Below are 23,942 nucleotides of genomic sequence, written 5' to 3'. Positions count from 1 at the left end.
AGACGCTGCCGGTGCTTTATTTGACGCTGACGTCGGTTGCTTTGACTGCGATGCGCTCGGTGATGTTTTTGGTGGCGATGGTCTCGGTCAGGAAGGCGGTGGACTTGACCAGCAGGTCGCGCGCCACTTCTTCCAGCGGCGAGCCGCTGATGCTGGCGTGGTTGCCGCCCAGGGCGGTGCCGCCGCCCCAGCCCAGCGCCGAGATGCCGAAGCCGTTCTTCTCGTTGTTGGCCTGGAAGGTTTTGGAGGCGATGATCTTGGCGCGCTTGACGTCCACCACGCGGATGTCGATATTCATGTGAACCTTGGACTTCTTGAAGTCGACCGAGCCGGCCAACAGGCCCAGCGGGCCTTTCAGAAAGCTCAGGCCGCCCAAGCCGGTAGAGCTTTGCTCGAAGCCCAGCGAGGTGATGGAACCGGTGATCATGTAGTCTGCCGCTTCGGCCTCTACCCGCCTGCCGACCAGCGCCAGTTCCTTGTTGATTTCGTCCAGTGCGGCGCGTTCCTGCACATCGAAGCAACCGGTCTGGGTCAAGGCGGTGGCGAGCATTTCGGTCATGCCGGTGCCGACGCCGGTGTAGCTCGGCTGCGACACGTTGCCGCTGCGCTCCCACCAGCGGTACTGGCGCGGATCCTGCTGCCCTGCCCCTGACGAGCAATCGGCGGATTTGCATTTGAATTCGGTGAAAACGACCTTGGCGGCTGGCGCGGTACATTTCGGGACATCGATGGCGCGCTCTGAGACTTCGCTCGGTTCCGCAAAGCTCAGGGCCGGAAGGATCAGCAAGGCTGCAAGGCCGTAGTGGCGGACGTCGTTTTTCACAATGGATTCTCCGTGTTAGTTATATGATAATTTTTGAATTATGCACTGTTACGCAATTGTCAAATCTATCAAAAAATCACAACACAGAAATAAAATTATAGCAACATTACGCCGCCATGCGCGGCAGCGCCGCGCGGGCGTTGGCGGTGGTGGCGTCCGCCACCTGCTGTTCCGATATGCCGCGCAATTCGGCCAGCACGGCGCCGATGCGCGGGATCTGGTCCGGGCTGTTGCGGCCCGGATGCACCCAGGAGGGAGAGATATCCGGGGCGTCGGTTTCCAGCACGATGGCGTCGAGCGGCAGTTCGGCCGCCATGCGGCGGATCTGCAAGGCGCGCGTGAAGGTCATGGCGCCGCCGAAGCCCAGTTTGAAGCCTAGGTCGATATACATCTTCGCCTGCTGGTCGCTGCCGTTGAAAGCATGGGCGATGCCGCCAGCCGGCGGAATCTGCCGCACATGCTTGAGGATCACGTCCTGCGAGCGTCGCACATGCATCAGCACCGGCAGTTCGAATTCGCGGGCGATTTTCAGCTGTTCGCGGAAGAAGAAAACCTGCTTCTCGCGCATCGCCGGTTCGGTCAGCATGGGAATAAAGAAGTCCAGACCGATCTCGCCCAGCGCCACGAAGCGCGGGTCGGCCATGGCGGCGGCAACCTGTTCGCGCAACACGCGCAGGTCGTCCTCTTTGGCATTCGGCACGTAGATCGGATGGATGCCCAGCGCATAGCAGGCGTTGTCGACGCTGGCCGCCAGTCCGGCGACGATGGGGAAGTTGGCCGTCTCCACCGCAGGAATGACGATCATGCCGACACCCTGCGCCTTGGCCAGCGCAGCCTGCGCCGCCGATTCGTTGCCGAATTCGTGCGCGTCCAGATGGCAGTGGGTGTCGATCCACATGGCGTTATACCTCGTCGGCTTGCAGTCCCTGGTCGGTCATGCGCAGCACGCGGTCGCAGCGGCGCGCCAGTTCGATATCGTGGGTGACGATGACGAATGCTGTCCCCAAGGTGCGCGACAGCTCCAGCATCAGATCGAAAATCTGCTGTGCGGTGCCGTGATCGAGATTGCCGGTCGGTTCGTCGGCCAGCACGCAGGCCGGCTGCGTGACCAGCGCGCGCGCCAGCGCCACGCGCTGCCGTTCGCCGCCGGACAATTCGCCCGGCACGTGGGTCACGCGCTTGCCCAGGTTGACGCGCTCCAGAATCTGCTGCGCCGCCGACCTGGATTCGTCACGCTTGAGGCGGCGGATCAGCAGCGGCATCGCGACGTTATCCAGCGCGCTGAATTCCGGCAGCAGGTGATGGAACTGGTAGACGAAGCCCAGCGACTTATTCCGCAGGTCGCCGCGCGCGGTTTCACTCAGGCTGGCGAAGTCCTTGCCTTGCAAGGTGACGCTGCCCTTGGTCGGCGTATCAAGGCCGCCCAGCAAATGCAGCAGCGTCGATTTGCCGGAGCCGGAGGCGCCGACGATGGCCACGCGTTCGCCGCGCCGCACATCGAGATCGATGCCGGCCAGCACCTGCACCGAATACGAGCCCTGGGTAAAGGTCTTGCCGAGATTGCGGCAGGACAGGACGACTGGTTCACTCATAGCGCAGTGCCTCCGCAGGTTTGACGCGGGCGGCCCACCAGCTTGGATACAGCGTGGCGACAAACGCCAGGATCACGGCCACGCCGCCGATCTTGAAGACGTCCGGCCAGCGCAAGTCCGACGGCACGGTGCTGATGTAGTAGATATCCTTGGACAAGAACTGCACTCCCAATAAATGTTCAATAAACGGTACGATCACATCGATGTTCAGCGCCACCAGCACGCCGCCGGCCACGCCGAGGGCGGTGCCGAGGATGCCGACCAGCGCACCCTGGATCATGAAGATCTTCATGATCGACGGCGGCGACGCGCCCAGCGTGCGCAGGATGGCGATGTCGGCCTGCTTGTCGGTCACGGTCATCACCAGCGTCGACACCAGGTTGAAGGCGGCCACCGCGATGATCAGCGTCAGGATGATGAACATCATGCGCTTCTCGGTCTGCACGGCGGCGAACCAGTTGGCGTTGAGCTTGGACCAGTCGCGCACGAACAGGTCGCCCGGCATCGAGGCCTTCAACTCCTTGGCCACTTCCGGCGCACGATTCATGTCTTTCAGGCGCAGGCGCAGGCCGGCCGGGGCGTCGATGCGCAGCAGCTTTTCGGCGTCGGTCAGGTGGACGAAGGCCAGCGACGAATCGAACTCGTTGTGCCCTGCTTCAAAGATGCCGACCACGGTGAACGAGCGCAAACGCGGCAGCACGCCGGCCGGTGTCGGCTGGCCCTGGGCCAGCGCCAGCGTTACCTTCTCACCCAGGTTGACGCGCAGCGCGCGCGCCAGCTCGATGCCCAGCACGATATTGTAAGCGCCCGGTTGCAGCGCGTTGAAGCTGCCACGCCTGGTTTGTCTGGCGACGTCGGAGACTTGCGGTTCCTGGGCCGGCAGCACGCCGCGGATGATGGCCGGACGCAGCACGTCGTCGCGCACCAGCATGCCCTGGGTTTCGGCGAACGGCGCGGTGCCGATCACTTCCGGATTCTTGCGGGCGTCGACGGCTTCCTGCTGCCAGTTCGGCATGGCGCCGCTGTTGTCGAAGATTTCCACGTGGGCCAGCACGGACAGCATGCGGTCCGTCACTTCCTTCTGAAAGCCGTTCATCACCGACAGCACCACGATCAGCGCGGCCACACCCAGGCCAATGCCGGCCATGGAGATCAGCGAGATAAACGATATAAAACTATTGCGTCCGCTGCGCTTGCCGGCGCGCGTGTAGCGCAGGCCGACCAGCCATTCGAACGGCAGATTCTTCACAATACTCATAGGCTCCGGAAGGGATCACACGAAATTAGCCCGAAGTGTGCCATACAAACGCACTTTCATGGGTGAAACACCGAACTTTGCGCCCATAAAAAACCGCGCCAGGCAGCATGGCTGCGGGCGCGGCGGAGGATCTTAAGATCTTCTTAAGCGGCGAATTTTTCGCTCTTTTTCGATTTGCGGCGGCCAACGAAGCCCACCAGGCCCAAGCCCGCTGCCAGCATCGCCCAGGTGTCCGCTTCCGGCACCGGCGCGGCGCCGATCAGCGTTTGCGAGTCTTTGGCGGTGAACACCGTGTACAGATAAGTACCGTCCAGCGTCTTGTGATCGGCGGCTTTGGTCAGCATCTCGTCTGCCAGGGTGACGCGGGCATCGGTAAATGCACCAGTGCTGGTCACGCTGAAGTACTGCAGGCCGGTGTCGGTTTTTGCCAAGCTGCCGTCGTCGGCTTTCAATTCCCACAGCGCCAGCTGGAACGAGAATTGACGCTCGACGTTACCGATCGTGCTGGCATACGACGTTTCATACAATGCGCGCACCTTGTCGCTGACCAGGGAGGTACCGGCCCAGTAGGTGGCAGTGTAAGTGCTGGCCGTCTTGTCGATCTCTGGCTGGAAGCAGTAGGCCAGGAAAGTCTGGCGCGCATCCGCGTTGTTAACCATCTCGTAGGTCGCCACGCCGATGACAGCGAAAGGCGCCGGCGACTTGATCGAATTGCCATCCAGATCGACCAACAGTTCGTTGGTGCTGTAGGACTTGGTGGTGGTGTACTGGTCGCCCTGTTGCGTGGCGTGAGCGGTACCGGCGAACGCCAGGGTGAGCGCCAGTGCTGCGGTGTTCAGTGCATGCTTGATTTTCATAGTCATTTTCTCTCGGTCGGTAAGGCGTAAAAAAGTTAAGCGTGAACAACAGGGCATTGGCCCACCAGTTGCACCGCCGGTGTGCTGTCCTGCAACAGGTCAGCGATAGTCGGTGCCGTGACGCCGGCCGCTGCCGCGTCGCTGGCGGCGACGTTGAAGTAGACGTCGGTCATATCCGCCGTCTTGCCGTTGCTCATGGTGACGCTGCTGCGCTCCAGGTGCAGGTTGTTGTTGGCGTCCAGGAAAGGCAGCTCGGTGTAAGCGACCTTCAGGCTGGTGACGCCAGCTTGCGCCAGGGTGATCAGCTCGCCAGCGTCGGTCTTGCCGTTGCTGTTGGCGTCTTGCCAGATGCGCAGCTCGCCGAAGTTGGCGTCTTTGGCATCGACCACGCCGTCGCCGTTGCTGTCGTAGGTGGCCAGCTTGGCGAAGCCCGAACCTTTGCTGGCGCCGCCGAACAGTTCGCTGATGTCGTCGATCTGGCCGTTGCCGTTCTTGTCGATCGCCAGGAAGCCGTCTTCCTTCGACAGCCAGCCCGACTGGATCGCCTTGCCGGTGCCCAGCAAGTCAAAGCTGCCGGTCATATCCTGGCGAGCGATGGTGTGGATGCCGTCGCCGTTGAGGTCGATGGCAATCGGCGTGATGCTGGCATCCCAGCTCATGTCGTTCTTGCCCGAGGTCAGCGTGATGGTGTCGGTCTTGGTGGTGTTGACCGTATTCTTGGCGTCGCCCGCCACGTCCGAATCGATGCCGTCGTTGCTGCCGACGTTCTTCACGCCCCACTTCCAGTCGTTCATGTTGTAGGTGCCCTTGTCCGAGGCGAAGTACACCTTCACATTGCTCTTGTCGAACGCCAGGTAGTAGTCGCCCGGATTCAGGTCGGTGAATTTGTAGTTGCCGCTGGCATCGGTCTTGATGGTGGTGCCGACCTGCTTGCCGGTCACCGCATCAAACAGCGAGACGCTGATGCCGCCGATACCCTCTTCGCCGCTGTCCTGGATACCGTTGTGGTTGGCATCTCGCCACACTTTGTCGCCGATGCTGGCCTTGCGGTAGATGCCGGCGTCCTCGGTGGTGAGGTTCTGGCCGGTCGCCAGCGTGATGAGGTCGGTCTTGCCGCTGCTGCCCGAGATCGTGGTGATGTCGGAATCCTTGGCGTCGCTGCCGACGCCGGATTTGGTGAAGTACCAGCCGCTGTTGTTGACCACTTCCACCTTGTAGTTGCCGGCCTGCAGATCGTCGAACAGGTACTGGCCGCCGTCGTGGGTGACGGTGGTGGCTTTCAGCGCGCCGCTGGCGTCGTACAGTTTGACGGTGACGCCGTCAACGCCCTTCTCGCCGCTGTCCTGCACGCCGTTGTAGTTGCTGTCTTCCCATACGCGGTCGCCGATGCTGGCGGCCTTGACCAGGCCGGCGTCACGGGTCTTGTCGACCTGGCCGGAACTCAGCGTGAACTGCGAGGTCAGGCCGTTGCTGTCGGCATCGGAATCGACGCTGTCGTTGCTGCCCTGGTCCTGCTTGGCGAACACGTAGCCGTCCGGCGCAGTGAACTTGACCGAATACTTGCCCGGCGTCAGATCGGTGAACGAATACAGGCCGTTGGCGTCGGTGGTGGCGGTGGCGACGGCCACGCCTTTTTCATTCAACAGCGTGACCTTGACGCCCTTGGCGGCGGTTTCACCGCTCTGCTGGATGCCGTCGCAATTGCTGTCGTACCAGACCTTGTCGCCGATTTCGCCTTTTTGATACAGGCCAGCGTCCAGCGTGGTAACGCTCTGGCCGGCGCTCACGGTGACCGAACCCAGGTTGCCGCTGGCGTCGGCATCGCTGTCGACGGCGCCGTTGTTGCCCTGGTCCTTGGCGGTGATCACGAAGCCGCTTGGCGCCTTGATGCCGACCGAATAAGTGCCCGCTTCCACCGAGAACTTGTAGTTGCCGTTGCTGTCGGTGGTGGTGGTCTTGACCACGGCGCCATTGCTGTCGCGCAGTTCGACGGTGACGCCGGATTTGCCGACTTCGCCGTCATCCTGGATGCCGTTGGCGTTCTTGTCGAGCCAAACACGGTCGCCGATGGTGGCGGCGGCGACCACGCCGGCGTCCACGGTTTTGTCGATCTGGCCCGAGGTCAGTTTGACCACATGCGATACGCCGGCGGCGCTGACGTCGGAGTCGATGGCGTCGTTGCTGCCGACGTTGGCGGTGGTGAACGCCATGCCTTCCGGCAGCGAGGCCTTGTCGAACACCACGGTGTAATTGCCCGGCTTCAGATTGCTGAACTGGTAGTTGCCGTTCGCGTCGGTGGTGACGCTGGCGCCGACTTGCTTGCCGTCCGCATCCAGCAGCGTGACCTTGACGCCGCACAGGCCGGCTTCGCTGCTGTCTTGCAGGCCGTTCTTGTTGCTGTCCAGCCAGACGCGATCGCCAATGCTGCCCAGCTTGTACAGGCCGGCGTCGACGGTGGTGTTGACCTCGCCCGCTTTCAGGGTAACGGCGGCGCTCTGGCCGGCGCTGCTGAAGTCGCTGTCGACGGTGTCGTCGGCGCCGACATCCTTGCCGGTGAAGTAGTAGTCCTTCGGCGCGGTGACCGACACGGTGTAGGTGCCCGGATCGGCGGTAAAGCTGTACTTGCCGTCGGCGCCGGTGGTGGTGGTCTGCACCACTTTGCCGGTGCTGTCCTTCAGTTGCACCGATACGCCGCTGATGCCGGCTTCGCCCGCATCCTGCACGCCGTTGCCGTTCTTGTCTTCAAACACAAAGTCGCCCAGCTTGGCTGGCAAGGCGACGATGCCGGCGTCCAGGTCGCTGTAGACCTGGCCCGAGGTCAGGGTGACTTGCGCGGTCTTGCCGGTGGTGACGTTGGCGTCCGAATCCTTGGCGTCGTTGCCGCCCAGGTCGGCGCCGGTGAACACGTAGTTGGCCGGCAGGCTGGCCTTGTCGAACTGCACGCTGTAGGTGCCTGGCTTCAGGTTGGCGAAGCTGTAGTTGCCGTTGGCGTCGGTGGTGGCGGTGGTGCCGGTCGGGTTGCCGGACGCGTCCAGCAGGATCACCTTGACGTTGGCCACGCCGGTTTCGCCGCTATCCTGCACACCGTTCTTGTTGCTGTCCAGCCAGACGCGGTCGCCCAGCGTGGCGCCTTTGTAGAAGCCGGCGTCAACGTTGTTGTTGGTCTGGCCGGCGCTCAGCGTGATGACATCGCTCTGGCCGCTGGCGTTGATGTCGCTGTCGACCGCGTCCACGCCCTTGTGCTGGTCGGTGGCGGTCATGCCGGTTGGGGCCGTCACGGACACCGTGTATTTGCCCGGATCGACGGTGAAGCTGTATTTGCCGTCGGCGCCGGTGGTGGTGGTCTTGACGATGTTGCCGTTGGCGTCCTTCAGGTCGACCTTGACGCCGACGATGCCGGCTTCGCCGCTGTCCTGCACGCCGTTGCCATTGGTGTCTTCCCACACGCGGTCGCCCACGGTGGCTTGCTGGATCACCAGGCCGGCGCGCAGCGTCAGGTCCTGGCCCGAGGCCAGCGTGACTTGCGCGGTCTTGCCGGTGCCGGTGTCGGCGTCCGAACCGATGCCGCCCGGACCGCCCTGGGCGGCCGAGGTGAAGTCGTAGCCGGCCGGCAGGCTGCTCTTGTCGAACTGCACGCTGTACTTGCCTGGGGTCAGGTTGGTGAACTGGTAGTGGCCATCGGCATCGGTGGTCGCGGTGGCGCCCGGCACGGCAACGCCGTTGGCGTCCAGCAGGATGACCTTGACGCCGGCGGCGCCGGTTTCGCCGTTGTCCAGGCGGCCATCACGGTCGGCGTCGAACCAGACCACCTGGCTCAGCGAGGCCGGACGGTAGACGCCGGCATCGATGTCGTTGTTGACGTCGCCCGAGGCCAGCGTGACCGTGGCGTTGCCGGAAGCATTGACGTCGCTGTCCAGCGCGCCATTGCCGCCCTTGGCGGTGCCGGTGAATACATAGCCCGACGGCGGCGCCACCGACACGGTATACGTGCCCGGATCAACGGTAAAGCTGTACTGGCCGCCGTCGTGGGTGACCACGGTGCTGACCACATTACCGCCGGCATCCTTCAGCGAGACGGTGGCGCCATCGACGCCCTGCTCGCCGGTATCCTGCACGCCGTTGCCGTTGGTGTCTTCCCACACGCGGTTGCCCACGGTGGCCTGCACCACCACGATGCCGGCATCGACGTCATGGTTGTGGTCGCCCGAGTTGAGCGTGACTTGCGCGGTCTTGCCGGTGGTGACGTCAGCATCCGAGCCGGTATCGGCCGCGCCCTGGCCGGCGGTGGTGAACACGTAGTTGGCCGGCAGCGAAGCTTTGTCGAACTGCACGCTGTAGGTGCCTGGCTTCAGATCGTTGAAGCTGTAGTTGCCGCTGGCATCGGTGGTGGCGGTGATGCCGGTCGGGTTGCCGGAGGCGTCCAGCAGGATGACCTTGACGCCGGCCACGCCCGTTTCACCGCTGTCCTGCACGCCATTGCGGTTGGCGTCCAGCCAGACTTTGTCGCCCAGCGAGGCTGGACGGTAAAAGCCGGCGTCAACGTCGGTCTTGACCTGGCCCGGCGTCAGCGTGATGGCGGAGGTATTGCCGCTGGCGTCAATGTCGCTGTCGGCGGCGGCGTCGCCGCCCTTGCCGGCGCCGGTGGCAACGTAGCCGTTCGGCGCGGTGACCGATACCGAATAGGTGCCCGGATCGACGGTAAAGCTGTACTGGCCGCCGTCATGGGTGGTGACGGTGCTGACCACTTTGCCGCTGCTGTCCTTCAGCGCGACCTGCACGCCATCGATGCCCTGCTCGTTCGCGTCCTGCACGCCGTTGCCATTGGCGTCTTCCCACACGCGGTCGCCCACGGTGGCTTGCTTGATGACGATGCCGGCATCCAGGTGTTGGTTGCTGTCGCCCGAATTCAGCGTCACTTGCGCGGTCTTGCCGGTGGTAACGTCGGCGTCGGAATCCTTGGTGGCGTCGCCGCCCTGGCCCTGCGCGGTCAGCAAATAGTTGGCCGGCAACGTGGTCTGGTCGAACTGCACGCTGTAGGCGCCGGGCTTCAGGTTGCTGAACTGGTAATGGCCGCTGGCATCGGTGGTGGCGGTGGCGCCGGCGACCGCATTGCCGTTGGCGTCCAGCAGCGTGACCTTGACGCCGGACACGCCGGCTTCACCGCTGTCCTGCACGCCATTGCGGTTGGTGTCGTACCAGACGGTGTCGCCCAGCGAGACTGGACGGTACAGGCCAGCGTCGGCCTTGTTGTTGGTTTCGCCCGGCGCCAGCGCGATCGGCGCGGTGCTGCCGGCGGCGTTGATGTCGCTGTCGGTGGCGTCATTGCCGCCCTGCCCCTGCTGGGTGGCGACATAGCCGGCCGGCGCTTGTACGGTGACCGAATACGTGCCGGCATTGACGTCGAAGTGGTAGGCGCCCGAACCATCGGTGGTGGTGCTGGCAACCACCTGGCCGCCGGCATCCTTGAGCTGCACGGTGACGCCGGCGATGCCCGCTTCACCGCTGTCCTGCACGCCGTTGCCGTTGGTGTCTTCCCAGACGAAATCGCCCAGGTGCGCCTGTGGCACTTTGAAGGTCAGGTAATTTGGCGTGGCGCTGGTGTCGGCCGCGCCGCAGCCGACCAGGCCGCCCGCATCGCGCACTTTGAAGCCGACGTCAAAGCTGCCGGAAGTGCTCTGGCTCGGCTCGAAGGCCAGCTTGCCGGCAGCGATGTCGGCGGCGGAAATTTCCGCGCCCACGGCCACGGCGGCGCCGTTCAGCGTCAGCTTGCCGGCGGTCGGCAGCGAGGTGATGATGACGGACTGGAAGGCGTCATGCTCGACCTTGTCGACGAAGCCGAAGTCGTTCTGGGTCAGCGCGACCGCGTGGCCGTCGCTCAGGTTGAAGGTCTTGTCGGCGCCGGTCGGCGCATCGTTGACCGGGTCCACCACCACCTGCAGGCTGAGGGTGATGTTGTTGAGGACGTTAGGGCCCTGGTCCAGCACAAATTCGAAGGTGGCAAACTTGCCGTTGTAGTTCTCTGCCCACTGGCCGGGACGCACGTAGATGGTGTCGGCGTCAACCTTGCCCATCAGAGGCGTGTCTTTGCTGCTGATGGTGCCGTCGGGCAGGATCACCGACATGGCGTTGATCGTCAACGCAGTGCTTGCAGTATAGCCAGCGCTGGCCAGCAGGTCGCGGATGTCAAAAGTACCGTTGGTATCTTCGCAAATGTGAATAGTGGTGGCAAGACTGATCGAGCTCATACAAGGCCTTCAAAAATAGTTTTTGGATTTATAAATCGGGCCGTCACGGCTGCTACGCTGATTGGGTAGGCAGTGGCAGGTATTACCGGGAACCGGTATCACTATTTTTTAGAGTGATACCTAATGTGCATCTAAGTTGTCGCAATTATAGCGAACATTTACTTACAATAATTAATTATTTTAGCAACGCTGTGGTTTTTTCGTAATTATTGTTTCCACAAAGAATTAATTCATCAAGAGCCGCTATGCCCTACAATCTCGGGATGAATGACATTACCCTGGCCCTGCCCTTTGCCCTGCCTCCGCCTGAACTGGCCAAAGACCTGCTACGCGCCCTGAAGACGCCGGCGCTGGCCGCTCTTCTGGGCCGCCACAGTACGCTGCAATATAGTGAGTTCGACAACAATAGCCGCGTGCTGCCGCACGAAGCATGGCTCAGCCATGCACTGGGCCTTGGCGACAACGCTGCGCTGGCCACCGCCTGCATGCGCGGCTGCGGTCTGGCGGCGGAGGCTGAGCAAGGCCATTGGTTCATGCTGCAACCAGCCTATGTACAAATCTCGCGCACCCATTTTTTGCTGACCGACCTGCGCGGCCTGCAACTGAGCCAGGCCGATTCGCTCGCCCTATATGAGGTGGCGCGGCCGTATTTCGACGATATTGGCAAGCCGCTGCTGCACGGCGCCCCCGGCCTGTGGTTTGTGCGCGCCGACGAATGGGCCAGCCTGAGCACCGCCTCGCCGGACGCCGCCACCACCCAGAGCATGGGCGACTGGCTGCCGGAGGGTGATCACGCGCGCGCCTTCCGCAAGCTGCAAAACGAAATCCAGATGCTGTGGCATGAACATCCGATCAACGAAGCGCGCCAGGCGCGCGGCCTGCAACCGGTAAATTCCTGCTGGCTGTGGGGCGGCGCCGGTCCGGCAGCGCCGAGCGGCCGAGTGGCTATCAGCGCCGACACCGCATGGATGGCGACGTTGGCGGCGCCGGAACTGCACCAGCCGACCGCGCAGCAACTGATAGACCAGCCGGGCGCGGCGATGCTGGCCGACCTGATCGCGCCGGCGCAAGTGGGCGACTGGTCCGACTGGCTGGCGCGCATGCAGCGCCTCGAGCAGGAATGGTTTGCGCCGCTGCTGGCCGCGTTGAAGGACGGCCGCATCGGCAACGTCAAGCTGGTGCTGAGCCACCGTTTCGGCACCAGCACCATCACCAGCAGCAAACTGGCGCAACGCAAATTCTGGCGCCAGCCGACCCTGAATCCTTTGTTGAAGCAATCATGACCCGTATCGCCACCCGTAACATCCCGTTCCGCGAATCCGAAATGCTGCGCCAGAACGGCATCCACCCGGTGCTGGCGCGCCTGTATGCCGCACGCGGCCTGACCGATCCGAAAGAGCTGTCGAGCGAGCTGGCGTCCATGATTCCGCCATCCGGCCTGCTGCACATCGACGCCGCCGCCGTATTCCTGGCTGACTCCATCGGCGCGCGCAAGCGCATGGTGATCGTGGCCGACTACGACTGCGACGGCGCCACCGCCTGCGCCGTGGCGCTGCGCGGGCTGCGCGCCATGGGCGCCGATATCGACTTCATCGTGCCGAACCGCTTCGAATACGGTTACGGCCTGACGCCGGAAATCGTCGAACTGACGGCGCGCGAAAAGCAGCCGGACATCATCATTACCGTCGATAACGGCATCGCCAGCATTGACGGCGTGGCGGAAGCCAGCCGGCGCGGCATCGAAGTGGTGGTAACCGACCACCACTTGCCGGCCGATACCCTGCCCGCTGCGCGCGTGATCGTCAATCCCAACCAGCCGGAATGCGGCTTCCCGAGCAAGCATATCGCCGGCGTCGGCGTGATGTTCTATGTTCTGCTGGCCTTGCGCGCCGAGTTGCGCAAGCGCGGCGTGTTCGACGCGCAAACGCAGCCCAAGCTGGACAACCTGCTGGACCTGGTGGCGCTGGGCACCGTGGCCGACGTGGTCAAGCTGGACGCCAACAACCGCATCCTGGTGGCGCAAGGGCTGAAACGCATGCGCGCCGGCCGCATGCACGCCGGCGTGGCGGCGCTGTTCCGCGTGGCCGGCCGCGAGCCGCGCACCGCCAATCCGTTCGACCTGGGCTTCGCGCTCGGCCCGCGCCTGAACGCGGCCGGCCGGCTGGAAGATATGTCGCTGGGGATCGAATGCCTGGTCACCGACGACGAGGACCGCGCATGGCAACTGGCGCAGCAGCTCAACGAAATCAACCTGAAACGGCGCGAGATCGAAGCCGACATGCAGGACGCGGCGCTGCTGCACCTGGATGCCTTCGAGCCGGCCGAGAGCAGCACCATCTGCGTGTTCGACGACTCCTGGCACCAGGGCGTGATCGGCATCGTTGCCTCGCGCCTGAAGGAAAAGTTCTACCGCCCGACCATCACCTTCGCGCCCGGCGCGGACGGCTGGATCAAAGGGTCGGGCCGCTCGATTCCCGGCTTCCACCTGCGCGATGCGCTGGACCTGGTGTATAAAAAAGCGCCGTCGCTGATCGATAAATTCGGCGGCCATGCGATGGCGGCCGGCCTGACGCTGCGCGCCGACGCCTTCGACGCCTTCGCCAAGGCCTTCGAGGAAGTGGGTCGCGCTTGGCTCAGCAAGCAGCAGCTGGAACGCGTGGTCGAAACCGACGGCCCGCTGGAAGACGCCTACTACACCACCAATTTCATCGAACTGATGGCCGGCCAGGTGTGGGGCCAGGGCTTTGCGCCACCGGTGTTCTGCGATGATTTCCGCGTGGTCAGCCAGCGTATTTTGAAAGAGCGCCACCTCAAGCTGCTGCTGGAGAAAAACGGCGCCCGCTACGACGCCATCTGGTTCGGCCACACCGACGCGCTGGGCGACCGCGCCAAAGTCGCCTTCCGGCTGGACGCCAACGAGTACAATGGCGTGACGAAAGTGCAACTACTGGTGGAGCACGCCGAGGCGGTGTGACCTGGACACTCAAGGACGGTAAAGTCACGCTGACTAGCGCAGCGCAAGGCAAGCCTGATTTCAAGCTTTTCGATGATGACGACTATGGCAAAACCAAGCCTGCCGAAGCCGGTTTGTGGATCGCGATTGTCGGTTTTCCACACCAGGGTCCACTGCCAGACGTTGAGGTCTGCTTTGAGAGCAACAGCGGTAAGACAGCAACAGCAGTAAGCAAGGGTAACGGCGACACCATCGTCAACATGCCCGCCGGTGAGCAGTGGAAGCGCGCCGGCCTGCGCATGAAGGGTTCGAAAGAGCCGTACCAGTGGATCGCTGTGCCGCCAACGCGCGCCAAAACGCGGCTGGCCGGCTTTACCGTCAGCAACCCGCAGGCCATCATCCCCTCTGCCTTCAAAACCATGATGCTGACCGTGGAAGGCCGCCAACTGCGCGCGGCGGATCCGAACGGTTTCAGCGGCACCTACGAAAAAGCGAAATAACGAAATCGGATTGCAATTCATCCGAAAACGGAGTATAAAGAATCCATTACCGGAGGATTTATGCTGAACTATGCCTACCCTCGCAGCCGCTTCGAGCCGACCGTACTGGTGGATCTCAACGCCAAGGCCGAGCGCGAACGGCTGTCGCAGTCGGCCCTGAAGGGCTTTTTCAAGCTGGTCGCCACCTGGAAGGTGCGCGACGAAGATGCACGTCAGTTGCTGGGCGGCCTGTCCAACAGCGCCTACTACGACTGGAAGAAAAACCCGGAACGCACGCTGGAAGTCGATTGCATCACGCGCATTTCCTACCTGCTGGGCATTTACAAGGCGCTGCACATCATCTACGGCGACAAGCTCGCCGATGAATGGATCAGCCTGCCCAACAACAACCAGATTTTTGAAGGCCGCACGCCGCTGGCCTATATGCTGGGCGGCGGCCTGCTGGCCATGCAAACCGTGCGCCAATTGCTGGACGCCCGCCGCGGAGGACTGTAAGTGCCGGTCAGCCTCGTTCCGCCTTTAACCGCGCTGCGCCAGTTCGACACCTGCCGTTTGCTGCCCTCCCGCTTTGCGGACGTGGAGGATTCCGTGCTGGCGCCGCTGGCCGACAGCGACGCCCACCTGCGCGACCTGTTCGACCTGGATAACGCCACCAACGCCCGCCTGCGCACGCAAAATGGCGGCGCGGCCGGCATCAATGTCGATGAACTGGTGTTCGGCGTACCGAACTTCCGCATCGTCAACGCCGCGTTTACCTATGCGCATCCGCAGGGCAGCCGCTTCAACGACGGCCGGCGCGGCGCCTGGTATTGCGCGTTTGACGCCGAGACGGCGCTGGCGGAAGTCAGCTTCCATAAGGCAGTGGAGTACGCGGAAATCAACCGCTTCGACGACAGCGTGCAGTATCAATGCATGCTGGCCGATTTCACCGCATCCTTCCACGACCTGCGCAACCAGCCGCGCTACGACGACTGTCTGGCGGCGGACAGCTACGTCGCCTCGCAAACGCTGGCCGAACGGCTGCTGGACGGCGGTTCGCTCGGCATCCTTTACCCGAGCGTGCGGCGCGACGGCGGCGTCAACCTGGCCTGCTTCCGCCCTGCCCTGGTGGGGAATGTTCGCAAAGGCGCGGTCTATCGGTTAACATGGCAAGGTAGCCCTGTACCGAAGATAGAAATTATTTAATATGCAAACCAAACCAGAAAAAGACCTCGAACTCCGCGCCAAAGTGAATCGCGAAACGGCGCGCCTGCCATGGAGCGAGCTACTGAAGCATTTCGCGCAAGGGAATGTGGTGTGGGTCGCCAATTCGCTGGATCTGGTCGAAGTGGCCGTGCGCATCTCGCACGACGACAAGGACAATATCGCGCAATGGATGAATTCCGGCCTGATCGCGCGGGTTAACGACCAACAGGCCCAGCGCTGGCTTGATACAAACGCCGAGCTATGGGCCTCCGTGGTCAGCCCCTTCATCCTAGTGCAGGAACAGAAGGCGCTGAATTAATTAATTCGACAGCAGAAGGCTGGCAATGATGCCGGTGGTAATGGCCACCAGTACGTAATCGCTGCCGGTCTGCACCCACTGGTAGCCGCGCGGCGGCGCGCTCAGGCGGTGGCCGCGCCAGTCGTTCACGACGTACTGGCGGTTGCGATACTCAGGCGGCAGGCGGCCGCCCTTGCGCAGGTCGTGACGCGGGCCGGCGCCACGGTCGTCACGGCGGTTATCGTGATGATCGGCACGGCGGTCATCCTGGTGATCATTCTGACGGTAATCGGTACGGTCGTTGCGACGTTCGTCGGAGCGGCTGAAATCCGGGCCGCCGCGGCGGTCGTCATCACGATGGCGGTCTTGCGCCGAAGCCGCGCCGGTTACGCCAATAAAGGCTGCCAGCACGGCAGCGGTAATCAGTTTGTGGTTCATGTTGAACTCCTATTAATTGCTTCGATAGGATCAGCTTACACCCGAACCGTTAAACTGCTCTGTACGCTAGCGAACGTTGCTCAGGTCGGTGTGTCGACCTCGTCCCATTCACGGTCTTCAAAACGCACCAGCCAGTTCAGCGCGTGATGACGCTCCTGCAGCACGCCGTCGTTGATGCCGGCCGGCGCCGGCGCTTTCTTCAGGATGGCCTGGCGGCTGGCCCAGTGCAGACGGTAATGCAGGTCGAGCGCATCGAGGATCTCGCCCGCCGCGCGCGCCACCGGCTGCTTGCGCAAGCCTTCGGTGCCACGGTCGATAACGGTGCTGGAAATCGACGCGACGTCGCAAATCGCATCCGCAAACGGCAACGCCTCTTGCAAGCCCAACGCCCATTGCAACACCAGGATCGCTTCGTAACGCCACAGGAACTGGGTGATTTCCTGCTCGCTCGGCGCTTCCTGGGCCAGGAAGGCGCGTTCGGCGTCGGTCAGCGCGGCGAAGGCCGGCGGGAAGCGTTGCTGCAAATCGGCCACGGTGATCGGCGTATTGCTGGTCAACGATTCGGCGCGGATGGCGACCACGAACAAGGCCAGCATGCGGCGCAGGATATCTTCCGGCGCGCGCAGGCGCAGCTCCAGCTCGGAAACCAGCGGCGGCAGGTCGGCCGGCACGTCGATTTTCAGCGCGGCCAGTTGCGCGTCGGTGCGCGCCTTGCGCTGCCAGGCTTGCGGCGGGTATGGCATCACCGCACCGGTACTGGCTTCGGCATCCGCGCCGGCGGCGGCCAGCAGCATGCGGCCTTGCGGATCGCGCACCGTGCCATCCTGCATGAACAGCAGCGCATTGGCGCTTTCCGCCCAGGCGTGGAAAGCCGCCATGTCGGCCGGATCGACGGCAAAGCTCAGATGATGCTGCACGCGCTGCAGGTGGCGGATCACGTGATAGCGGGTACGCGTCATCTTGCCGCCATTTTGCTCGGCCAGATAATGCATAAAGCCATTCAGGTGCGGCCCCAGTTCGGCGTCGCTGATGTCACGGCGGCCGTTCAGCACATGCGGGAAGGCAGGTTTGGGCAAGTCGCCCACGGTGCAGTAGGCGTTGAGCAGGATGTGGTTGCTGATGTCCTTCGGGGAGAACAGCTGCTTCAGTCGATTGAGCATAATTAGTTATCTTTTAACGCATATCCAGCGCGCGGCGACGGCGCGGCGGCGGAAATGCCTGGTCCAATGCGGCCAGATCGCCAGCGGAAAGCTCGATCTCGGCCGCGGCGCGGTTGGCGCGCAAGTGTACAGGATCGACGGCCTTGGGGATAGCGATCACGCCATCCTGATGCAGCACCCAGGCCAGCGCGATCTGCGCCGGCGTGACGCCATGCGCGTCGGCCACCGCATTGAGGCCGGGATTGCCGAGCAGCACGGCCTGTTCGCGGCCATGGGTTTCCAGCGGCGAGTAGGCCATGATGGGCAGCTGGCGTTCGCGCGCCCACGGCAGCAGGTCAAACTCGATGCCGCGCTTCATCAGGTTGTACAGCACCTGGTTGGTGGCCGGAGCGCCGTAGGCTAGCGATTCTTCCAGGTTCTCCAGGTCGAAGTTGCTGACGCCATAAGACTTGATTTTACCGGCCTGCTTGAGCGCCTCGAAACCGTCGAAGGTTTCGGCCAGCGGGTGGTGGCCTTGCCAGTGCAGCAGATACAGGTCGATGGCCTCGACCTTCAGGCGGCGCAAGCTGCGTTCGCAGGCTTCCTGCACGCCGTCGAAGCTGGCGTTGTGCGGATAGACTTTGCTGACGATGAAGGCCTGGTCGCGGCGGCCGGCGATGGCCTCGCCCACCACTTCTTCGGCGCCGCCCTCGCCGTACATTTCGGCGGTGTCGATCAGGGTCATGCCCAGGTCGAGGCCCAGTTGCAGCGCGTGCACTTCGTCCTGGCGGCACGCGGCCTGCTCACCCATATTCCACGTGCCCTGCCCCAGCGCCGGCACCGCGCGTCCGGCCATCTTCAGCGTCTTCATACTGTCTCCCGTTTCGTCGAACCGACAGTATAAAAAAAATCCGGCGCCAAGGTGCGCAGCGATTGTTTACAGCGAATCCGGGTTGAGTTTTCCGCGCAACGAGGCATTCTCCCGCTCCAACTGCGCAATTCGCTTCAGCCGGGCGCGGCGGGGATAATCGACCAGGATCATGCAGGCACGGTCACTGGCCTTGAAATTGCCGGTGCTGATGTACTGCCGGTTGCCGCGATAGGCCTGCACGCTCGGGGTGCGAGCAATATTCATGAATCCATATGCCATTAGCAAGCTCCTAAGTTGTCCGAACGCACTTGCGCGACGGTGGCAGACGTCGTCAGTGGCCGCCACCAAGGTAGGCGGCGATGACTTTGGGATCGGTTTTGAGGCTGTCGGCCGGGCCGTGGACGGAGATGTGGCCGTTTTCCAGTACGTAGCCGTAGTCGGCGACGTTGAGCGCGGCGGCCGCGAACTGTTCTACAAGCAGCATGGTCACGCCTTCCGCTTTCAGGCGCTGGATGATGCGGAACACCTCCTCCACCAAGATTGGCGCCAGACCCATCGACGGTTCGTCCAGCAGCACCACGTCGGGATTGAGCATGACGGCGCGCGCCATGGCCAGCATTTGCTGTTCGCCGCCGGATAGCGTGCCGGCCAGCTGGTGCTGGCGTTCCTTCAGGCGCGGGAACAGTTCCAGCGCTTTTTCCAGGTCGCGCTGGATGTCGCCTTTGGGCCGCGCGCGGGTGAAGCGCGGGAAGGCGCCCAGCAGCAGGTTGTCGGTGACGCTCATGGAGGCGAATACGCGCCGCCCTTCCGGCGAATGCGCCAGCCCGGCGCGGGCGATCTGGTGCGAGTCGCTGCCGGTGATGTCCTTACCGGCCAGCGTGACTTTGCCGCTCTTCGGCTTGAGCATGCCGGAGATGGCGCGCATGGTGGTGGTCTTGCCGGCGCCGTTGGAGCCGATCAGGGTGACCAGTTTGCCTTTCGGCACTTCCAGCGAGATGCCGTGCAGGACGTCGACTTTGCCGTAAGCGGCATGCAGATTGGTGATCGAGAGCATGTGGTGTCCTTGTCAGTGCGCTGCGACGCCAGCGCCGCCGTGTTCTTCACTGCTGCCGCCCAGGTAGGCTTCGATCACTTTCGGATCGCTTTGCACGGCGGCCGGTTTGCCTTCGGCGATTTTCTGGCCGAAGTCCAGCACCGTGACGGTGTCGGACAAGGCCATCACCACGTCCATGTGGTGCTCGATCAGGATGATGGTAATGCCGTGGTCGCGGATCTTGCGGATGATGGCCATCAGTTCCTTGATGTCGGGTGCGGTCAGGCCGGCGGCCGGTTCGTCCAGCAGCAGCAGGCGCGGACTGAGGCCAAGCGCGCGGCCGATTTCCAGCAGCCGCTGTTTGCCGTACGGCAGGTTGCGCGCTTCTTCGCCGGCCAGGTCGGCCAGGCCGACAAACTCCAGGATGCTGGCGGCCCGCTGACGCGCGCCCTGCTCTTCACGCTTGTAGCGCGGGGTTTGCAGCATGACGTCCAGTACATTCGAGTGGAAGGTGTTGTGCAGGCCGACCAGGACGTTTTCGGTGGCGGTCATTTCGCCGAACAGCTGGACGTTCTGGAAGGTGCGGGCGACGCCGCCCAGCGCGATCTCGGACGGAGTGCGACCGGAGATGACGGCGCCGGCAAAGGCGACCTTGCCGGCGGTCGGCTTGTAGATCCCGGTCAGCACGTTCATCATGGTGCTTTTGCCGGAGCCGTTGGGGCCGATCAGGCCGTGCACGGCGCCCTGGGCGACGTTCAGGTTGACCTGGTTGAGCGCTTTCAGGCCGCCGAACTGCATCAGGATCTGGTCGACGGACAGCAGCGTGTCGCCGTCCTTGCCGCCTTGCGCGCGCGGGAACGGTTCGGCGCCGGCGCCTGAAGCCAGCGGCTGCGCATGCACCCGCGCCCTGCCCAGCAGTCCTTGCAGGAAGCCGACGATGCCGTCCTGCAGGTAGTAGACGACGAACAGTGTCATCAGACCGAAGATGGTCAGGCGCCAGTCGACGATGTTCTCCAACTTGAAGGAGAACGCCGCCATGCCGATGGCGGCGATCAGCGGTACGGCGACGCTGCGCGGGGTGGCGCGCTTGCGGGCGATGGCCAGTGCGGCGCCGATCACGCCCAGCACGGCGGCAGCGACGGCGATCTGGCGGAACAGTTCGATGTCGGCCAGCAAGCTGGGCAGCATGACCACGATCAGTGCGCCGATCAGGGCGCCGGAGCGGGTCTTGCGGCCGCCCATGATGACCGCCAGCAGGAACAATATGGTCAGTTCGAAGGTGTAAGTGCTGGGGTTGATGTACTCCTCCGAATACGCATACAGGCTGCCGGCCAGCCCGGCAAAGCCGGCGCTGATGATGAAGGCATACACCTTGTAGCGGTAGACCGAGACGCCCATGCAGTCGGAGGCGATCGGGCTGTCGCGCAGCGCTTCGAAGGCGCGGCCCAGGTTGGATTTGAGGATGCGGTGGACCACGATCAGCGAGATCACCATCAGCGCCGCCACCATGTAGTAGTACTGCACCTCATCCAGCTTGGCGCCGAACAGCATTGGCTTGGCGATCTTGATGCCCATTGGGCCTTCGGTAAGGAAGGTCATTTCGTTGATCAGGATCTGGATGATGGTGCCGAAGGCCAGCGTGACCATGGCCAGGTACGGGCCGGTGACACGTAGCGCAGGCAGCGCCAGGATGGCGCCGAACACCGCCGCGCCGATCACGCTGGCGGGGATGGCGATCCAGAACGGCGCACCGAGCTTGAACACCACCACGCCGGTGACGTAGGCGCCAATGCCGAACAGGCCGGCGTGGCCGAGCGAGACCTGGCCGGTGTAGCCGACCACGATGTCGAGGCCAAATAATAGTATGGCGTAGATCAGGATCGTTTCGAATAGATGGATATAGTAAGGATTAGGAATCAGCACCGGATACAGCACCAGCACCGCCAGCCCCACCACGCTTGCCGCGACGATCGTTTTGTTCATGGGTCAGACCTTTTTGATGGCGGCTTTGCCGAACAGGCCGGAGGGCTTGATCGCCAGCACCAGCAACAGCAGCAGCAATCCCGGCACGTCCTTGTAGCCGGTGGAGATGTAGTAGCCGGCGGTGGTTTCGGTGATGCCCAGTATCAGGCCGCCGACAATGGCGCCGACGCCGGAGGTCAGGCCGCCGATGATGGCGACGGCGAAGGCTTTGAGGCCGAGCGAAGCGCCCATGGTGGCGCCGGTCAGCGTCAGCGGCGCCACCAGCACACCGGCAAACGCGGCGACGGCCGACGACAGCGCGTAGGAAAAGGTAATGACTGCGCGGGTGTTAATCCCCATCAGGCCGGCCGCGTCGCGGTCGTTGGCGGTGGCGACGACGGCCTTGCCGTAGATCGATTTGCGGTTGAAGATTTCGACCGCCGCCATGATGGCCAGCGCGCCGACCACCACCGCGATCTGCATCGGCTGGACATTGGCGCCGAGGATTTCGATTGGCGCCGAGGACAGCGGCGACGGGAAGGTCAGATCGTCCTTGCCCCAGATGTTTTCGGCGACGTTCTTGAAGATGATGGCCAGCGCGATGGTGGACATGATCCAGCCGAATTCGGATTTGATCTTGATCGCCGGCCGCACGCCGATCCATTCGACGAACATGCCTTGCAGCGCGCCGAACACGATCACCAGCGGGATCATCAGCAGGTAGCTCATGTAAGGGCCGCCGTGGATGGTGCCGACCAGGCTCAGCCCGACCAGGGCGCCCAGCATCAGCGACTCCCCCTGGCCGAAGTTGAGCGTGCCGGAGGTGGCGAAGGTGAGCTGATAGCCGAAGGCGATGACGGCGTAGATCATGCCCAGCGCGATGCCGCTGAACACCAGTTGCAACAGGATTTCCATGGTAAGCCCCCTGGACGACAAGAAAATGGCCAGGCTTGCTGCCGGATCGGCGCAAGTCTGGCCACAGTGGCGCGATGCGGCCTTGCTTGCTTACTTGGCCAGCACCACTTTGCCGTCTTTGACTTCGCCGAAGACGGTGGTCTGGGCGTTGATGGCTTCGTGGTTGTCCTTGCTGTACGGTTTGTCGTAGGTGGTAACGACGCCGTCGACTTTTTCGCTCAGGCTCTCCAGCGCGGCCTTGACTTTGGGGCCGTCGGTGCTGCCGGCCTGCTTGATGGCGGCGGCCAGCAGGTAGATCGAGTCGTAGCCCTGCGCGGCCGACACCGGCGACGGCATGCGGCCCTGCGGCGGGTTGTAGGCCTTGATGTAGGCGTCGATGAAGGCTTTGCGTTTCGGCGTGTTGGGGTCCTGGATGAAGGTCTGCGGCATGCGGGTGCCGTTGCCGTTCTTGCCGGCGTTGTCGATGAAGTTGGCCATCGACAGGGTCCAGCTGCCGATCAGCGGCACTTTCCAGTTGAGTTTTTCCATGCCGTTGGCGATCTGCGCCAGTTCCGGGCCGATGCCGTAGGTGAGCACGACGTCGGCGCCGGCCTGCTTGGCTTTCAGCAGCTGGGCGGTCATGTCGACGTCCTTGATGTTGTACTTCTCGACGGCGACGGCTTTCATGTTGCGGCCGGCCAGCACTTTTTCCAGGTCTTCGCGGCCCAGCTGGCCGTAGTTGGTGGAGTCGGCCAGGATCGCGACTTTCTTGAATTTGCGATTATCGACCGCTTCCTTGATGATCATCTGCGACTGGATCTGGTCGTTGGCGGAGTTGCGGAAGATGTAGTTGTCCGGCTGGTCGGCGAACTGCTTGGTGATGATGGAGCCGGTGGCGACGTTGTTCATAACCGGGATTTTGGCGTCCTGGTAAAAACGCTGCGAGGCCAGCGCGACGCCGGTGTTGATGTAGCCGACGGTGGCCACGACTTTTTCTTTGTTGATCAGTTCCTGGGCGATCTGCACGCCGCGTTCCGGTTTGGCTTCGTCGTCGCGTTCAATCAGCTGAATCTGGCGGCCGAGGACGCCGCCTTTGGCGTTGATGTCGGCTACCGCCAGTTTGACGCCGTCGCGCATCGACACGCCCATCGGCGCGGAGCCGCCGGTGAAGGGACCGGCGACGCCGATCTTGATGGGCTCTGCCGCCAAGGCAGATGCCGAGAAACCGAGTGCCAGACCTGCAACAAGCATGTTCAACTTGAAGTTCATGTGCCATCTCCTGTTATACAACGATTTTTATCGTAGTCGTACGCTGGATAGTCGCCCCATCGGAAACCCATTGTAGGTTAGTAGAACTTCATCAGCAACAGATAGATGTGCCGCATCGCAGCAAGCGATGCGCGACGAGAGACGCGCGGCGCCTAGCGGCTGGTGCCGGCCAGCTTGAGGGCGCGGTTGGCGAAGCGCAGTTGGGTTTCGGCCAGCGCTTCGTTGCGCTCGAAGCCCATGGAGCCGTCGCGCAGGCCGATCGCCATGGCCATCACGGCCTCCGGGTATTCGAGGTCGGCGGCTTTTTCGATCCAGCGTCGCGCCGCCAGTTCGTCGCGTTTGACGCCGTCGCCGGCGAGATAGAGTTTGGCCAGCGCGTACATGGCGGCCGGGGTCTGGCGACTGGCGGCGAATTGCAGCCAGTGGGCGGCGGTTTTCATGTCGCGTGCGACCGCCATGCCGTTCTGGTACATCATGCCCAGATAGTAGGCGGCCAATGGGTCGCCTTTTTGCGCGGCGCCGCTGAACAGCTGGAAGGCGCGCGGCAGGTTGGCCGGCGCCTGCTCGCTGCCGCGCAGGCACTGGCGCCCTTCTTCCACCGGGCTGGCCGGCGCAGGGCCGGCCG

General features: G+C 63.2%; 21 protein-coding genes. 6 read left to right on the top strand and 15 right to left on the bottom strand.

What is annotated here, in order from left to right; translation table 11 throughout:
- Positions 1-16: 16 nt before the first annotated feature.
- From GTP69_RS27815 to GTP69_RS27790, 6 genes are all read right to left on the bottom strand, one after another.
- Positions 17-823 carry a CsgG/HfaB family protein gene (locus tag GTP69_RS27815; RefSeq protein ID WP_371868160.1) on the bottom strand — a complete coding sequence of 269 codons (807 nt, stop codon included), beginning with the start codon at positions 821-823 and terminating at the stop codon, positions 17-19.
- A 106-nt stretch (positions 824-929) separates the two neighbouring features.
- Positions 930-1,721, bottom strand: a complete 792-nt coding sequence (locus tag GTP69_RS27810) for a TatD family hydrolase (protein WP_161057923.1) — start codon at positions 1,719-1,721, stop codon at positions 930-932.
- A 4-nt stretch (positions 1,722-1,725) separates the two neighbouring features.
- On the bottom strand, positions 1,726-2,415 hold the full coding sequence (gene lolD, locus GTP69_RS27805) for a lipoprotein-releasing ABC transporter ATP-binding protein LolD (RefSeq protein WP_161045329.1): 690 nt from the start codon (positions 2,413-2,415) through the stop codon (positions 1,726-1,728).
- Positions 2,408-3,673, bottom strand: a complete 1,266-nt coding sequence (locus tag GTP69_RS27800) for a lipoprotein-releasing ABC transporter permease subunit (RefSeq protein WP_161057922.1) — start codon at positions 3,671-3,673, stop codon at positions 2,408-2,410. Before GTP69_RS27800 ends, lolD begins: the two co-directional genes overlap by 8 nt.
- 143 nt (positions 3,674-3,816) lie before the next feature.
- A complete protein-coding gene (locus tag GTP69_RS27795; RefSeq protein WP_161057921.1) occupies positions 3,817-4,530 on the bottom strand; it encodes a PEP-CTERM sorting domain-containing protein in 714 nt (237 codons plus the stop codon).
- Between the two features lie 35 nt (positions 4,531-4,565).
- Positions 4,566-10,775, bottom strand: a complete 6,210-nt coding sequence (locus tag GTP69_RS27790) for an SdrD B-like domain-containing protein (RefSeq protein ID WP_161057920.1) — start codon at positions 10,773-10,775, stop codon at positions 4,566-4,568.
- A 263-nt stretch (positions 10,776-11,038) separates the two neighbouring features.
- On the opposite strand from GTP69_RS27790, the gene GTP69_RS27785 reads away from it, so the two are divergent.
- The 6 genes from GTP69_RS27785 to GTP69_RS27760 are packed head-to-tail and all read left to right on the top strand — an operon-like array spanning position 11,039 to position 15,732.
- Positions 11,039-12,058: a hypothetical protein gene (locus tag GTP69_RS27785; protein ID WP_229261182.1), complete on the top strand. Its 1,020-nt coding sequence runs from the start codon at positions 11,039-11,041 to the stop codon at positions 12,056-12,058.
- Complete coding sequence (gene recJ, locus GTP69_RS27780) at positions 12,055-13,749, top strand: single-stranded-DNA-specific exonuclease RecJ (protein WP_161057918.1); 1,695 nt, start codon at positions 12,055-12,057, stop codon at positions 13,747-13,749. The genes GTP69_RS27785 and recJ overlap by 4 nt, the downstream gene beginning before the upstream one ends.
- Positions 13,746-14,228 carry a hypothetical protein gene (locus GTP69_RS27775; protein WP_161057917.1) on the top strand — a complete coding sequence of 161 codons (483 nt, stop codon included), beginning with the start codon at positions 13,746-13,748 and terminating at the stop codon, positions 14,226-14,228. Before recJ ends, GTP69_RS27775 begins: the two co-directional genes overlap by 4 nt.
- 60 nt (positions 14,229-14,288) lie before the next feature.
- Positions 14,289-14,723 (top strand): antitoxin Xre/MbcA/ParS toxin-binding domain-containing protein, encoded by a 435-nt coding sequence (locus GTP69_RS27770; protein WP_161050739.1) that lies wholly within the window; start codon positions 14,289-14,291, stop codon positions 14,721-14,723.
- Entirely contained in the window at positions 14,724-15,413 is a 690-nt protein-coding gene (locus GTP69_RS27765) for an RES family NAD+ phosphorylase (protein ID WP_161057916.1), read from the top strand.
- A 1-nt stretch (position 15,414) separates the two neighbouring features.
- Positions 15,415-15,732 carry a DUF2288 domain-containing protein gene (locus GTP69_RS27760; protein ID WP_161057915.1) on the top strand — a complete coding sequence of 106 codons (318 nt, stop codon included), beginning with the start codon at positions 15,415-15,417 and terminating at the stop codon, positions 15,730-15,732.
- On the opposite strand, the gene GTP69_RS27755 is transcribed toward GTP69_RS27760, so the two are convergent.
- The 9 genes from GTP69_RS27755 to GTP69_RS27715 form a co-directional block, all read right to left on the bottom strand.
- Positions 15,733-16,149, bottom strand: a complete 417-nt coding sequence (locus GTP69_RS27755) for an RcnB family protein (protein ID WP_161057914.1) — start codon at positions 16,147-16,149, stop codon at positions 15,733-15,735.
- Positions 16,150-16,229: 80 nt separating this feature from the next.
- Positions 16,230-17,309, bottom strand: coding sequence for a DUF4272 domain-containing protein (locus GTP69_RS27750; RefSeq protein WP_161057913.1), 1,080 nt, complete (start codon positions 17,307-17,309; stop codon positions 16,230-16,232).
- 13 nt (positions 17,310-17,322) lie between these two features.
- On the bottom strand, positions 17,323-18,159 hold the full coding sequence (locus GTP69_RS27745; protein WP_161057912.1) for an aldo/keto reductase: 837 nt from the start codon (positions 18,157-18,159) through the stop codon (positions 17,323-17,325).
- A 66-nt stretch (positions 18,160-18,225) separates the two neighbouring features.
- Positions 18,226-18,438 (bottom strand): hypothetical protein, encoded by a 213-nt coding sequence (locus GTP69_RS31155; protein WP_202424597.1) that lies wholly within the window; start codon positions 18,436-18,438, stop codon positions 18,226-18,228.
- A 52-nt stretch (positions 18,439-18,490) separates the two neighbouring features.
- On the bottom strand, positions 18,491-19,213 hold the full coding sequence (locus GTP69_RS27735) for an ABC transporter ATP-binding protein (protein ID WP_161045312.1): 723 nt from the start codon (positions 19,211-19,213) through the stop codon (positions 18,491-18,493).
- Positions 19,214-19,225: 12 nt separating this feature from the next.
- Positions 19,226-21,175, bottom strand: a complete 1,950-nt coding sequence (locus GTP69_RS27730) for an ABC transporter permease subunit (protein WP_161057911.1) — start codon at positions 21,173-21,175, stop codon at positions 19,226-19,228.
- Positions 21,176-21,178: 3 nt separating this feature from the next.
- Positions 21,179-22,069 (bottom strand): branched-chain amino acid ABC transporter permease, encoded by an 891-nt coding sequence (locus GTP69_RS27725; protein ID WP_161045310.1) that lies wholly within the window; start codon positions 22,067-22,069, stop codon positions 21,179-21,181.
- 90 nt (positions 22,070-22,159) lie between these two features.
- Entirely contained in the window at positions 22,160-23,317 is a 1,158-nt protein-coding gene (locus GTP69_RS27720) for an ABC transporter substrate-binding protein (RefSeq protein ID WP_161057910.1), read from the bottom strand.
- A 152-nt stretch (positions 23,318-23,469) separates the two neighbouring features.
- On the bottom strand, positions 23,470-23,942 hold a 473-nt coding region (locus tag GTP69_RS27715), incomplete at its 5' end, for a tetratricopeptide repeat protein (RefSeq protein ID WP_161057909.1).

Origin of the sequence: Duganella levis (assembly GCF_009857605.1) — a bacterium.
Classification (GTDB): domain Bacteria; phylum Pseudomonadota; class Gammaproteobacteria; order Burkholderiales; family Burkholderiaceae_D; genus Rugamonas; species Rugamonas levis.
The sequence above is the reverse complement of the archived record's forward strand: the minus strand, read 5'-3'. Positions and strand labels throughout refer to the sequence as shown.

What these genes read in the sequence shown, in the direction of transcription:
- GTP69_RS27810 (WP_161057923.1), bottom strand. Translation starts at nt 1,721, where the DNA reads ATGTGGATCGACACCCACTGCCATCTGGACGCGCACGAATTCGGCAAC.
- lolD (WP_161045329.1), bottom strand. Translation starts at nt 2,415, where the DNA reads ATGAGTGAACCAGTCGTCCTGTCCTGCCGCAATCTCGGCAAGACCTTT.
- GTP69_RS27800 (WP_161057922.1), bottom strand. Translation starts at nt 3,673, where the DNA reads ATGAGTATTGTGAAGAATCTGCCGTTCGAATGGCTGGTCGGCCTGCGC.
- GTP69_RS27795 (WP_161057921.1), bottom strand. Translation starts at nt 4,530, where the DNA reads ATGAAAATCAAGCATGCACTGAACACCGCAGCACTGGCGCTCACCCTG.
- GTP69_RS27790 (WP_161057920.1), bottom strand. Translation starts at nt 10,775, where the DNA reads ATGAGCTCGATCAGTCTTGCCACCACTATTCACATTTGCGAAGATACC.
- GTP69_RS27785 (WP_229261182.1), top strand. Translation starts at nt 11,039, where the DNA reads ATGAATGACATTACCCTGGCCCTGCCCTTTGCCCTGCCTCCGCCTGAA.
- recJ (WP_161057918.1), top strand. Translation starts at nt 12,055, where the DNA reads ATGACCCGTATCGCCACCCGTAACATCCCGTTCCGCGAATCCGAAATG.
- GTP69_RS27770 (WP_161050739.1), top strand. Translation starts at nt 14,289, where the DNA reads ATGCTGAACTATGCCTACCCTCGCAGCCGCTTCGAGCCGACCGTACTG.
- GTP69_RS27760 (WP_161057915.1), top strand. Translation starts at nt 15,415, where the DNA reads ATGCAAACCAAACCAGAAAAAGACCTCGAACTCCGCGCCAAAGTGAAT.
- GTP69_RS27755 (WP_161057914.1), bottom strand. Translation starts at nt 16,149, where the DNA reads ATGAACCACAAACTGATTACCGCTGCCGTGCTGGCAGCCTTTATTGGC.
- GTP69_RS27750 (WP_161057913.1), bottom strand. Translation starts at nt 17,309, where the DNA reads ATGCTCAATCGACTGAAGCAGCTGTTCTCCCCGAAGGACATCAGCAAC.
- GTP69_RS27745 (WP_161057912.1), bottom strand. Translation starts at nt 18,159, where the DNA reads ATGAAGACGCTGAAGATGGCCGGACGCGCGGTGCCGGCGCTGGGGCAG.
- GTP69_RS31155 (WP_202424597.1), bottom strand. Translation starts at nt 18,438, where the DNA reads ATGGCATATGGATTCATGAATATTGCTCGCACCCCGAGCGTGCAGGCC.
- GTP69_RS27735 (WP_161045312.1), bottom strand. Translation starts at nt 19,213, where the DNA reads ATGCTCTCGATCACCAATCTGCATGCCGCTTACGGCAAAGTCGACGTC.
- GTP69_RS27730 (WP_161057911.1), bottom strand. Translation starts at nt 21,175, where the DNA reads ATGAACAAAACGATCGTCGCGGCAAGCGTGGTGGGGCTGGCGGTGCTG.
- GTP69_RS27725 (WP_161045310.1), bottom strand. Translation starts at nt 22,069, where the DNA reads ATGGAAATCCTGTTGCAACTGGTGTTCAGCGGCATCGCGCTGGGCATG.
- GTP69_RS27720 (WP_161057910.1), bottom strand. Translation starts at nt 23,317, where the DNA reads ATGAACTTCAAGTTGAACATGCTTGTTGCAGGTCTGGCACTCGGTTTC.